This window comes from Bacillus yunxiaonensis, from assembly GCF_037104695.1.
Classification (GTDB): domain Bacteria; phylum Bacillota; class Bacilli; order Bacillales; family Bacillaceae_G; genus Bacillus_A; species Bacillus_A yunxiaonensis.
The window spans coordinates 68,840-81,478 of record NZ_JBAWSV010000005.1; the positions used below are offsets into that span (position 1 = coordinate 68,840).

Below are 12,639 nucleotides of genomic sequence, written 5' to 3' on the forward strand. Positions count from 1 at the left end.
TAATTAGTACAAATTTAGATAAGTATAAAAATAGAATGGTTTATTTGTCAATATTTTTAGAAAATTTAGATAAATATTTATACATTTTTTTCTTGTCTTCACCTTTAAAAACAAAAGGAAGAGTAATATAGAGCTTACTCCTCCGTTTTGGTATTGTATTCATCTCGCAAAATAGCATACATTTTCGTATCTCGATATGCCCCTTTCACAAACATATCTTTTCGAAACGTTCTCTCATATTGCATTCCTAAACGTTTCATCACTCGTTCTGATTGAACATTACTAGCATGACACCTTGCTTCAATACGGTTTAACTGTAATGTTTCAAATCCATAGCATATAAATGCTTTTGCTGCTTCCGTCGCGAATCCTTGTCGCCAATAGTTTTTCGATAATGCATATGCCAATTCTGCCTTGTGATGATTCTTGTCATATTCGATAAAACCGCACGTTCCAATAATTTTCTTTTCCTTTTTCAACTCTATTCCGTAAGCTGCAACCTCTTCTTTTTCATATTGATGTAGGATTGATTGAATGAACATTTGTGAATCCTGTAGTTTTTCATGTGGATACCATACCGTATAGGTTGTGATTTCTGGATCTGAAGCATATTCAAATACATCAGCAGCATCTTCTATTCTTAACGGTCTTAAACGTAATCGTTCTGTAATGAGTGTTGGATACTTTTCCGCAATATTTTTATATTCCATTCACTTCATTTCCTCCCCACATCGCTACCTAAAGTACTGTATAATTACTCCTTTACTATCTGCAACTTCAATTTCTGCAAATGCTCCGTTTATAAATGTAATTTGCGGAGGCATATGACCACAGTCTACATCATAAATAATTGGAATTTGAAGTTCATCAGTAAGTTCTTTATATACATCTTCGGCAGTATAATCATTGACTGGATGGTTTGCAGCACTGCGACCAAATAAGATACCTGAACAATTATCAAACCAACCTGCTAGTTTCATTTGAACTAATGAACGTCGTAAATCAGTAGTAGTTAACTCGCAGTTTTCAAAATACCAAATGAAAGGATCATCATTACAATGTTTCTTTCTAAACTCTTGCACTCTACCAAATGGAGTGCCAATGAGATGTCTAACAACATCGATACACCCACCTAGCAATCGACCTGTAATTTTCACATTTTCATTCGAAATTGTTTTCCAATTTGTATCTTCTGTTAAATGAAAAACACACGGAGATGGATTATTATGCTGCCATTTCTTTTGATATTTCTCTGAGGAGTATTGGATAATTGAAGCGCCTGTTTCCGTTGATAAGACAGTTTGCCACATCGCTGTTGTATCATCGGAGTATTCGCCTCTTAAATCTACTAAATTTGTTCCGTGAGCAGTCGCTATTCCTGTATTTAAAGTTATCGCTAATAATAAAGTACTTGTGTCTGAGTACCCTAGTACCCATTTCTTGTTTATTTTTTCAAAATCAATCTCTTCTAGTATTTCAATTAATAGTTCACCGCCCCAAGGAGGAATGATCATATCAATGTTCTCGTCTTGCATCATTTCAATAAATTCATTTGCTCTCTTTTTCGCACTAGAGGACTTAGCCTTCTCCTGTGTCCAAACTGTTTCTCCGCAAACGACTGTATAACCTTTTCTTTCTACACTTTCACAAGACTGTTTAAACATATTATGTAGTGCTACATCTACCCCAGACGAAGGTGCTGTTACACCAATCGTTGCCCCTTTTGGTAAAAACGGATATTTTATCATATGTATTTCCCCATCCTTTTCTATATATCTAGATTCACATTCGTTGGACTACCATTAAAATCCTTCATTTCAAGCAATCGAAACCGTGTCAAATAAATGTTTCTTACTCGTGAATAACCTATTCATAAGCTTAATTCGGAACAATATAACATTCACATTTTGAATATAATCAATCACTTATATATTCAAACGCTAATAACAAAGTCTAACAATTAAAAAGGAAGCAGGAAAAATATGTCGTATTAAGTAATAATAAAAAACTTCCAAATGACCAGGAAAGGTGAATAAATAAAAATATGAAACATGTTATGAATGTAGAGTTAGCAAAACGATTAGAACAATCTGAAATAGATACGATGTATTCAAGATTGAAAATCCTTCAAGAACAAGAAAATAACCCAATGGGAATCGATATCCAAACTTTTGGAAGTGCAATGGCCTTTTCAGCAAAAGGAATCCCAGGACCTTCTTTCAATACCGTAAAAGGTGTAACATTTACTGATAAAAAGGAAATAGATGAGGTAATCGATTACTACAAAAAACAAGAAATTCCTTGTCGCTTTGAAATAACTCCCGCTCATTCAACACCTGAACTATTTGAGTATTTGTCCCAAAAAGGGTTTTATCAAACAGACTTTCATACCACTCTTTATGGAGATGTAACAAAAAATACTATTTCAAATGAAATCATTGTTCGAGATTTAGAAGAATATGAGTTTCACCACTTCGGAGATATTTATGTAAAAAGCTTTGGTATGCCTACTTTCACCATAGATGGCGTTAGTCAAAATAACAAAGTGTTACATGGGAAAGAAGGCTGGAATTTCTATTTAGCGCTTCTTGAAAACACTCCAGCTGCAATTGGTGTTTTATATGCTAACAAAGGCATTGCTTCTCTAGCAGCTTCAGCTACTTTACCTCATTTACAAGGAAAAGGCTGTCAAACCGCTTTACTTAAGCAACGAATGAATGTAGCCAAACAATTAGGCTGCGAATTAGTCGTTGGACAAGCACGCTTCGGAAGCATTAGCCAAAATAATATGGAACGAACTGGAATGAAAATTGCTTATACGAAAGCAATTTGGATGAAAAGAGGCTAACTCACTAGACTGTGAGTTAGCCTCTTTCCTTTGTATAAACTTGTTACTTAATCATTTTTTCTAATACATATAAATCTTCTTCTAAATTCGTAAGTTTATCTGCGACAAGCTTTCTAGCGTCCCCTATTGCTTGATTATATATATGCGGTCCTAGTTCTTTTATCATTTCTTCAATTAAACGCTCCGCTTGAAAACGACCAATCTCTTCTAGCCCTTCCTCTTCAAAAAACTGTTGAATATGTTCTACAAGTGTTTCTTTTTTCTCATTTGGTAATTTCATAAAAGTCATTCTATAAATCTCCTTTTTCATTATTGGATAAAGTGAAACTTCCATCAGTGGAGGTCTTACTGCCTGTTAATGCGGAATAGAATGCTGCGCAATTCTGTCATTGAAAAACGTGTTCCAGGGCACGTTTTCGTTACCCCATCTAATTCACGATGTCCAAGAACCTGATCACTATACAAAGAAAACTGACCCATTAACTGTTTACATAGCCAATGCAAAGAAACCATTTGTACTGGTGTTGGATCATAGTCGTCGAAATTCCCTGACATGCAAATCCCTATACTCTCAGTATTATATCCTTTCGCGTGAGCCCCTATATATAGTCCTCGTCCTTCATAAATAGTACCATCTTCTTCAAGAAAATAATTGTAGCCAATTCCACTCCAACCTCGATTATTTTGATGAAAATCATGTGTTTTATATATATCCCATCCATTTTCCGCTGTATGATGAATAATAATTTTTGTAACAGCTTGCAATGGTTGCAGCGGATCGCGAAAAGAGAGATTCGCTTTCTGAATACGCATAGTCTCACCCTTTACAGACTTATGATAATTGCTGTTTTATCATCTGGACGAACAAATTGTTTCGCTTCTAATTCCTCTATTATTTGTACGTATTGTGTAATACCATGTTCCCACACAAATTGTGCACTTTTTTCTAGCTGCCACTTTGGATGAAACAAACCATCTGAACAAATAAATAAATCTGAAATTTCTTGTCGCAAAAGTTTTCCTTGCTGAATATACGAGGCTACTTCACTCATTCCATTTGCAACAGAATATCCATTTGGAATATTTGCCATATAACGATTGTAGCTTAATCGCTCCTTTCTATCATCAAATATCGCTTCACTTGGAACAGAAAGTCCTTTTTGGCGATCTTCTTCACGCTTTTGCTTTGCCCTTTTACTAATTCCTTTCACAGTGTCTTTCGTAAGTACTTGAACTGTTCCATCAATAAATTTAGCAACAATCATACAATCTCCAAGTTGTGCATATTCCATTGTTTTATCTGTCATATGAATAGCGGCAATACACGTACACCAAAGTTGATCTTTTTTTGTTGTATCAATATGATAAGATTGCATTTTTTTTTGCAACAACTGATTTGCTTTAACAACTTCATTTCGCAATGAATCCACACCTGAAATAGATTCAAAGTATTGCTGAAACAAATGCGAAGCTAAGTATGCTCCGTTATGCCCATTCTCATCTTGAAACTCAATAAGTGGCGTCGCTCCATCACACACACCGTATAACTTTAAACCTTCATTACAAATCAGTGCATCTTCACATTCTCTTTTCAACGGACTCTTTTGCTGAAACACTTGAATTTCCATATTTATCTTCCTCCCCCTTTTTCAAGAAAAGAAATCGCTTCCATTTTTCTAACTAATCTAATTTCCCTAAATAAACTGTTTTTCCTCAAATCTTACAAACTCATATATAATTTTGAATTAATATGAGTTTGTATGTAAAGCATTTTTAGTGAAGGACGGGAAAGATATGTATCGATTACTTGGAGTGATTTTAGGTTCTTTAGTTGTAGGACTTTCTTTTAATCTTTTCCTTATCCCCCACAAGATTTTAAGCAGTGGGATTAGTGGAATTGCAATTATCATTGGAATCTTAACCCCATTTAATACTGGAATAGTAAACTTTTTATTGAACTTACCTATTCTTATTTTAGGGTATATTGGACTTGGAAAACGATTTATCGGTTACACAATCGTATCAGTTATCACACTTTCGGCAGCTTTATATGCTATTCCTGTGCATGCAGTGGCAACCGATGCACTACTTTCTTCGTTATTTGGCGGTGTAATTGCCGGGGCAGGTATTGGACTTGTTTTCAACTGCTATGGTTCAACAGGCGGATTTGATGTTATCGGTATGTTACTTTCACGTAAAAAAGATATTCAGCTTGGCGGATTCTTAATCGCACTTAATACGATTGTAATCATTATTTCTGGATTTTTCTTCGATTGGGATACTGCCTTAAACAGTTTATTATCTATTTTTGTTACAGGAAAAGTAATTGATGCGGTTCACACAAAACATCGAAAAATTACTCTAATGATTGTAACAAGTCACGCAGAAAAAATGAAAGAAAAGCTCCTTTCCAGTCTTGTGCGCGGGATTACCTTACTCGACGGAGAAGGTGCATACTCAAATGAGAAAAAACACGTATTAATGACCGTAATTTCTCGAGAAGAACTAGCTGGAATGAAATCTATAATTTCTGAAGTTGATCCGCAAGCGTTTGTAAACATTACAGAAACAGTCGAAGTATTAGGGTTATTTAGAAGAGGTTAAAAGCGAGATGGAATATTATCCATCTCGCTTTTTTACAACACTTTTCGTTCCATAAATTCAATACGGTTTCCAAATGGATCTGATACATAAAATCTTGTAACATCAGGGCGTGCCGTATCGACTATAACAGAAACCCCTTTTTGCGTTAAATCATCTTGAAAATGTTCAATGTGCTGAACAAAAAAAGCAGGATGAGCTTTTTTGGCAGGAGAAAAATTTTGTTCTACTCCAATGTGAATCTCTTGATTTCCACAAAGAAACCAACAGCCTCCTCGCTTTTTTAATTCTTCTGGTTTTGGAAGCTCTTCTAATCCGAGTATTTCTCCATAAAATGCTCTTGCTTTTTCTTCGCATCCTGCTGGTGCCGCTAATTGTACATGATCAATCCCTTGAATCTTAAACGTCATAATATTCCCTCCCCTTTCCTATCCTTATTATATCAAAGGAGATTTTATAAATAACTTACATACTTATTATGAAGATGTATAAGAAAAACGAAAGAACATCTGATATTTTCAGTTATGAAGTGAACCTATCAATAGAGCGATTACAGGTAATTATTCCTTGCCTATCTTCTTTGTTTTCTCAGAATCTTAAAGAGAAAGACTTACTAACCGTTTTCAGAAAATAAAACTTATAATTTAGAAATATACAATTGAAATTGACTATTCATACTTAGCATGTCTATACTCTTAAAGGATATAACATTAGAAATATTAAATATTTAAAACAAAACATATAAAACAGTAAATCAGCTATCTAAAATCATCATATATATACAGAATATTTATCCGGGGGAATAATGAATGCGAGGGAAACGGTTTACGTCTTTTAAAAAAAGTATACATCCAAAAAGACGCTCTATTATTACAAAAAATAAAATGACAGAATGTATAAATGCAACAGAGCATTGCACATCTCTTTTCAAATATAATCCCGATGGTATCTTATCTGTCGATTTACAAGGTAATATATTATGTGCCAATCCTGCAGCAGAAAGAATGCTAGGATATACAGCTAAAGAATTTGAAAAGATGACAATCTATTCTTTCATTACTCCACAACATACAGAACAAAATTTACAATCCTTAAAAAATATAATGAATAGAAAACAGCAAGAATATAAATTATCTATGATACATAAAAACGGTCACCCCGTAGAAATAATTTTGAAAGGTTCACCAATTTTTGCAGGTCATAAGATAGTCGGCACATATGTAATAATGAAAGACATCATGAAAATAAAACAAATAAAAAAAGATGCTACATTAACAAAACAACAACTAGACTCACTTCTAAAAAATACAGTAGATGCCATTGTTGTTCTTGATTTAAAACTTCGAGTAATTAAAGCAAATAAAGCTTTTGAAACTCTATTTGGCTGGACTGAACAAGAAATGCTCGGAGAAACAATACCCACTATTCCAGACTTTTCAAAAGAGAAATACAACAAAATCTATCAAGAACTTGCTAATAACAAACTTTTCACATCACAAGAAACACTTAGAAAGCACAAAAGCGGGAATTTAATTAATGTAAGTAATTTTATCTCTCCTATTGTAAATACTTACGGAGAAGTAGTAGCGTTCGTAAGTAGTTTAAGAGATATTACAGAGCGTAAAAAAATGGAACACGCATTAAAAGAGAGTGAAAAACGTTTACGGACTCTTATAAATGCAATGCCAGCGTTTATCCTTTTGAAAGATGCAGAAGGAAGATGGCTTGAAGCAAATGATTATGCTATTTCTAGTTTAAATTTTAAAAATGTGCCATATCGCGGCAAAAAAGATAGTGAGTTAATCCAATATAATGAACTATATCGTAACTCCTTTTTATACTGTGAAAAATCTGATGAATTTGCATGGGAGAAAAAAGAAAGCATACGTGGTGAAGAAATTATTATGCATTCTAGTTCCACTCCCCTTATTCTCGATATTATAAAAGTACCTCTTTTTCATCCTGATGGGTCCCCAAAAGGAATCGTCATTATGGGGCAGGATGTTACAGATTTGAAGAAAACAGAAGAACTATTGAGAAAATCTGAGAAACTAGCAGTTGTTGGGCAACTAACGGCTGGAATTGCTCATGAAATACGAAATCCATTAACTTCTTTAAAAGGATTTTTGAAATTGTTAGAACCCGATATTATTGAAAAGAACAAATGGTATGTTGATGTCATGTTAAGTGAAATTACTCAAATGGAATCGATTACAAATCAGTTTATGGCAATGTCTAAGCCACAAGCTATATCTATAAAATCTTGTCAAATTCAAACGTTAATTGAAGAAGTAGTAACATTTATTTTACCAACAGCAATCATGCATAATACACATATCAATATGGATCACGGCTCTGTTTTGCCAGCAATTCCTTGTGATGGAAATCAACTCAAACAAGTATTCATCAATATCTTAAAAAACGCGATAGAAGCAATGCCTCACGGGGGTAATATTTTCATTCGAACAATACAGATAGAAAATCATTCTATATTAATCAGCATTACGGATGAAGGCTGCGGCATTCCACAAGATCGCATTTCACGTTTAGGTGAACCTTTCTATAGTTTAAAAGAAAAAGGAACTGGATTAGGTTTAATGATGTGTTATAAGATAATTGAAGAGCATAATGGAAAATTACAAATTACAAGTGAATTAAACAAGGGAACAACTGTAGATATTCGGTTACCTATCATTTCCGAAGCAAAAACGAAATAAAATGAAACTAACCAATCAGGCACATGCCAGCAGCTATCCCCTATCTATCTTCCTCGCTTCTCTCTCAATCTTGAGGTGGGAGTCTTACTGCCCGCGAATAGCGGGATAAAATAAGAAAAGAAAACAGAAACGATACTTTTATTTAGATTCAAGAAATTTGAATCAATATTTGTTTCAACAAGAACAAATATATAATGTTACACATTATATAAGAATAAAAGAAGAAGATAGATACAAGCAGAATAATTTGTGGATTTAAAACAAAGTTCAAGCGTTTATAAAAATGATAAACCGAAATCTATCTGTGATTTCGGTTTTTTTCTTATTGAACTAACGGTGTAAGTTACTTGAAGACGGACAACAGTCAGTAGAAAAGTCATTTTACGTTTTTCGAAAGAATTTACAGGATATTTTTGGAATGATAAACTTAAATAACCTGTAATAATGGATTGCAAAGTGTGATGCTTCCTTTATTTTCGATTACATATAATGGGGGTAGCTGCCAATAACATATACCTATTTTAAAATTTGTTTTTGCCTATTTAAAGTGGCGTACAAATTATGATAGGAGTGTAATAATGATTGAATTAAACACCGAAAGATTAAGACTAATTCCTCTGAGTGCAGAAAATCTGAAATTACTAATTGATAACCCAAAGAAAATGGAACTAAGGTTATCTTTAAGTAAATCAGATAGATTTCTTAGCCTAGAACTTAAACAAGCTATGGAAATAAGGCTTTCAAAGCTGTTAGCTGATGAGGGGAATTATATATGGCATACCAATTGGTTAATTGTGTCGAAAGATAAAAACCGTAATGTTGGGGGGATAATGTTAAAAGGTCTTCCAAATGAAAATGGTGAAGTAGTAATTGGTTACTATACTCTTCCTGAATATCAAGGAAACGGATATATGACGGAAACGATTAATAATATGAAAAACTGGTTGTTAAATCAGTCTGATGTTATGTACGTTATTGCTGATACTGCTAAAGATAATATTCCATCGCACAGGGTATTAGAAAAATCAGGGGCGGAAATGTATAAAGAAACAGATGAATTATACTTTTGGAGATTTGTCCGAAATAAGTTCCTTAAAAAAAATAACTAAGAGTCATCATTTTATAGTGATGGCTCTTAGTTACGGTATCAGTACAATGTTGATCAATTGAATGGAAAAACCGTGTTCAATTAACGGGTGCCTCAGCTGAATAAAAAATGATTAAATTTTTTTATAAAAGAGTGCTATGTTAGAATACTTTAAGAGCGTGTTTTGATTAAACTTTTTTCAAAACACGCTCTTTCTTTTTGTTCGGTTATCAGGGTTATTAGGGGTAGCTTCACATGCCCATCAACTTAAGAAAACAAGTTACCCCCAAAACGATAAAATCAAACTTCGGTGCTATAAAATACAAAATTTCCATTTAGGGGGTACTTTAAAACCTTAGCTTGATGGGTATGCCGTTTGACCCCTTAAAAGTTATGAAACCGTTCGTTATAAAAAATCAAAAAAGCCGCCTTCCAAATTTGGAAACCGACCTTAAGATATGTTGTACAACTATCGCATGCTTTAGTTGTACAAGGAATTTTAAAATTTTAATCTAATTTACCTTTGCATAGATGCAGGTATCAGTTAGTTTTTTACCGTCAGCTGAAAGATCTTCATTACGTAATATCCCTTCAAGCTCAAAACCTAGTTTTTCAGGGATCGTACGACTTTTAGTGTTATTAGATTCACATCGTATTTCAATCCTTCTAAATTTGAATAACTGAAATCCAAGGTTTGTTAACTCACTTACTGCTTCTGTCATATATCCATTGCCACTAAATTGCGTGTTAATCCAGTATCCAATTTCACATTTAGAAATCTTCCAATTAATTCCGTGAAGGCTAGCAGTTCCAATAAAATCATTAGTACCCTTATGATAAATAAGATAGCGAAAGCTTTCTCTTTTCAAAAAATCTATATGGGCATTTCTCAGGATAATTTCCGTTTCTTCAACAGTAGGCATTGACTGGTATAAAAGCAACCATGGCTTTAACTCACTAATTGAATCCTTAATAGCTTGGTTTACGACATTCCCGTCACCAGCTTGAAGTGGTGCTCGAAGAATTAGTCTGTCTGTTTCTATTTGTAGCGGAACATCTAATAAAATAGGATTCATATAATTTCTCCTCTCGAAAACTTTAAATTATGACATAATGAAACTTATATAATAAAAAAACTTTCACCCCAAAGAAATAATTCTTGAGGACGAGAGTTGCAATTTCGTGGTACCACCTAGTTTGTTGATATGTCCCATATCAACCTCTTCGGGTACGTTACTATAATAAATAAATTAAAAAATACCCTATCTCACTAACAGGAGATCCCGTCACAGCATCACTATAAGTTATTATAGAACCGTTCGAATCTCCTAGTCTTTCTTCATTAAGAACTTGATATACAGCAATACAGTAAAGCTTATCTCCCATAAAGGGACCTCCCAAAAATTAGTAAACAATAAATATATATTCAATTAATCACTTAGAAACCCCTTTTCACATATTGAAAACTAAACTGCCAGTTGGTACAAAAAATGGCTACCGAAGCAGCCTTAAGTTGTTCAACTAATGCATGCGTTAGTTGAATAAGGAATTATTATTTTTCATCTATTGGCTTCCAATTTTTATCTTTTGCATAATGGGGTAGCATCACATCGCCATCAAGTTAAGAAAAGCAAATACCCCAAAACGAAAAAATGAGCTTTTTTGTTACAAGTTAGTACAAAATTTCGTTCTGGGGGTACTATAAAATTTTAGCTTGATGGGCATGGGGTACCGCCAGCATTTTGGAAAAAAGCACGCTAAGCAAAAAATAAAATAAGCTATCCATTTGGACAGCTCATTTACATAATTCTCGTTATCAGAAGTTGTTTTTAGATGATCAGTTTTTATATTTTATAATAGTTCCGTTTATATCTTTAAACTCTAAAGCAGTCCTAATAAAATCTAATGATTCTGGGACATCGTCTAATTTATTAGGAAGGATTATGTACCATAAACTCCATCCTTTATACTTTGATTCGTTAGGTAAGTATTTATCTAAATTTATTATATGTCCCGAAGTAGATTCATAAGATACCTCGCTAATAGATGGATTTTTAAGATAACCAGAAATAACTTTCCCATTTGAAACTCCAAAAGTAGGTGATATACCAGAATCTTGTATTTCTAACTCACTTACATTTTCTCCTCCTGTTGTCCCACTAACAGTCCATTTTCCATTTTTCATTTCTAAATCCGCTATTGAAATGTAATTATCAGGTGTAACAAAAAAAGCTATTTTTCCATCTATCTTTATAATACGCTCTAAAGCATGATATTTATTTGTTTCTGTATTACTTGTTGGTTTTAATTCTTGTTTTAAGGCTTCTTGCTGTGTGCCGTACCCTTTTGAAATCGAACAGCCACTAATGATAAAAATTAGGGAACCTAATATAAGATGTTTTCTAAGTCTTTTATACAAAAATTTTCCCCTCCCTATAGTTTGTAAAAATATGGATTCATTACATTCTATCATGAAGGAATTAGAATAAGTCGTACATTTTTTTGATGTATATTCTATACATACTCGGTTGACATAACGTATCATTATCGGGATTCAATGTATTTAGAAGACTATTAAAAGTCCTCCAGATTGTTTAACTGGGGGACTTTTGTGTTCACATAAAGCTCGAAATCGGAAGCGAAAATTATCTTTTTTGATAGATACAAGAAATTAAGAACTGATCCTTACTTAAGAAAAGCACTAGTTAATTCAATAACCATCTCATATAATTTTTTTCAATAACCTTATCATAAATGGTGTCTTTAATGTCTCTTTTATTAGTGAATTTTTGTGTTTCATAAAATTATTGATCTGTTTTCTTCTATTTGGAACCATTAACAAAGGTAATCTACTAGGATTAAACCACCCAATTTTTGCAGTTTCAGGTCCATTATTTATTGGTTCTCCCCCTAGTAATTTTCCTGAAAATATATGTTGCATATCATCGTATTGAGGTTGATGATATTCTCCTATTTTACGTTCAATAGCAATTATATAGCCAGTTTCTTCTTTAGTTTCTCTTATAGCACACTTATCTAACTGTTCATTCTCTTCTAATCTTCCCCCAGGCAAATCCCAGATAGGATAATCATTTCGTTTAACTAGCAATATTTTGCCTTCATTATTATCAACAATAGTAAAGCACCCTGTGGTTTTCGTAGTATTCATTATAAATATGATCTCCTTAACTTACTCGATTGCCAACGAACTTGTATTTCTCTTTATCTAATAAATTTTCCTTCTTACTGAATTAAACTGGTTCTTTAATGGAACAACATAAGATGAATACCCTATACATGCTCGGTTAACATAACGTATCATTATCGGGATTCAATGTATTTAGAAGCCTATTAAAAGTCCTCCAGATTGTTTAACTGGGGGACTT

General features: G+C 33.3%; 13 protein-coding genes and 2 pseudogenes. 5 read left to right on the forward strand and 10 right to left on the reverse strand.

What is annotated here, in order from left to right; genetic code table 11:
- Positions 1–134: 134 nt before the first annotated feature.
- Together WAX78_RS15185 and WAX78_RS15190 are read right to left on the reverse strand one after the other, a co-directional pair.
- Positions 135–710, reverse strand: coding sequence for a GNAT family N-acetyltransferase (locus WAX78_RS15185; RefSeq protein ID WP_336481169.1), 576 nt, complete (start codon positions 708–710; stop codon positions 135–137).
- Positions 711–734: 24 nt separating this feature from the next.
- Positions 735–1,748 (reverse strand): S66 family peptidase, encoded by a 1,014-nt coding sequence (locus WAX78_RS15190; RefSeq protein ID WP_336481170.1) that lies wholly within the window; start codon positions 1,746–1,748, stop codon positions 735–737.
- A gap of 296 nt (positions 1,749–2,044) precedes the next feature.
- On the opposite strand from WAX78_RS15190, the gene WAX78_RS15195 reads away from it, so the two are divergent.
- A complete protein-coding gene (locus tag WAX78_RS15195; RefSeq protein ID WP_336481171.1) occupies positions 2,045–2,848 on the forward strand; it encodes a GNAT family N-acetyltransferase in 804 nt (267 codons plus the stop codon).
- 43 nt (positions 2,849–2,891) lie between these two features.
- Here the strand turns inward: WAX78_RS15195 and WAX78_RS15200 are convergent, their stop codons facing one another.
- From WAX78_RS15200 to WAX78_RS15210, 3 genes are read right to left on the reverse strand one after another with little or no spacing between them, the layout of a single operon-like run.
- Positions 2,892–3,137, reverse strand: a complete 246-nt coding sequence (locus tag WAX78_RS15200; RefSeq protein WP_336481173.1) for a DUF2164 domain-containing protein — start codon at positions 3,135–3,137, stop codon at positions 2,892–2,894.
- Between the two features lie 56 nt (positions 3,138–3,193).
- The gene (locus tag WAX78_RS15205) at positions 3,194–3,661 is read right to left on the reverse strand and encodes a peptidoglycan recognition protein family protein (RefSeq protein WP_336481174.1); all 468 of its coding nucleotides are present in this window, start codon (positions 3,659–3,661) and stop codon (positions 3,194–3,196) included.
- An 11-nt stretch (positions 3,662–3,672) separates the two neighbouring features.
- Positions 3,673–4,476: a protein phosphatase 2C domain-containing protein gene (locus WAX78_RS15210; RefSeq protein ID WP_336481175.1), complete on the reverse strand. Its 804-nt coding sequence runs from the start codon at positions 4,474–4,476 to the stop codon at positions 3,673–3,675.
- A gap of 166 nt (positions 4,477–4,642) precedes the next feature.
- Between WAX78_RS15210 and WAX78_RS15215 the strand changes: the two genes are divergently transcribed.
- A complete protein-coding gene (locus tag WAX78_RS15215) occupies positions 4,643–5,452 on the forward strand; it encodes a YitT family protein (protein WP_336481176.1) in 810 nt (269 codons plus the stop codon).
- Between the two features lie 32 nt (positions 5,453–5,484).
- Here WAX78_RS15215 and WAX78_RS15220 read toward each other — a convergent pair whose 3' ends face one another.
- Positions 5,485–5,859, reverse strand: a complete 375-nt coding sequence (locus WAX78_RS15220) for a VOC family protein (RefSeq protein WP_336481177.1) — start codon at positions 5,857–5,859, stop codon at positions 5,485–5,487.
- Positions 5,860–6,333: 474 nt separating this feature from the next.
- On the opposite strand from WAX78_RS15220, the pseudogene WAX78_RS15225 reads away from it, so the two are divergent.
- The 3 genes and pseudogenes from WAX78_RS15225 to WAX78_RS15235 all read left to right on the forward strand — a co-directional run.
- Positions 6,334–6,696: pseudogene (locus tag WAX78_RS15225) on the forward strand (PAS domain S-box protein); the annotation flags it as partial.
- 45 nt (positions 6,697–6,741) lie between these two features.
- A pseudogene (locus WAX78_RS15230) lies at positions 6,742–8,166 on the forward strand (PAS domain-containing sensor histidine kinase); the annotation flags it as partial.
- Positions 8,167–8,744: 578 nt separating this feature from the next.
- Positions 8,745–9,275 carry a GNAT family N-acetyltransferase gene (locus WAX78_RS15235; RefSeq protein WP_336481178.1) on the forward strand — a complete coding sequence of 177 codons (531 nt, stop codon included), beginning with the start codon at positions 8,745–8,747 and terminating at the stop codon, positions 9,273–9,275.
- Between the two features lie 490 nt (positions 9,276–9,765).
- On the opposite strand, the gene WAX78_RS15240 is transcribed toward WAX78_RS15235, so the two are convergent.
- The 4 genes from WAX78_RS15240 to WAX78_RS15255 form a co-directional block, all read right to left on the reverse strand.
- Positions 9,766–10,329 carry a GNAT family N-acetyltransferase gene (locus WAX78_RS15240; protein WP_336481179.1) on the reverse strand — a complete coding sequence of 188 codons (564 nt, stop codon included), beginning with the start codon at positions 10,327–10,329 and terminating at the stop codon, positions 9,766–9,768.
- Between the two features lie 160 nt (positions 10,330–10,489).
- Complete coding sequence (locus WAX78_RS15245) at positions 10,490–10,639, reverse strand: hypothetical protein (protein ID WP_336481180.1); 150 nt, start codon at positions 10,637–10,639, stop codon at positions 10,490–10,492.
- Positions 10,640–11,090: 451 nt separating this feature from the next.
- Positions 11,091–11,672, reverse strand: coding sequence for a hypothetical protein (locus WAX78_RS15250; protein WP_336481181.1), 582 nt, complete (start codon positions 11,670–11,672; stop codon positions 11,091–11,093).
- A gap of 303 nt (positions 11,673–11,975) precedes the next feature.
- Entirely contained in the window at positions 11,976–12,422 is a 447-nt protein-coding gene (locus WAX78_RS15255) for an NUDIX hydrolase (RefSeq protein ID WP_336481182.1), read from the reverse strand.
- Between the last annotated feature and the right edge of the window lie 217 nt (positions 12,423–12,639).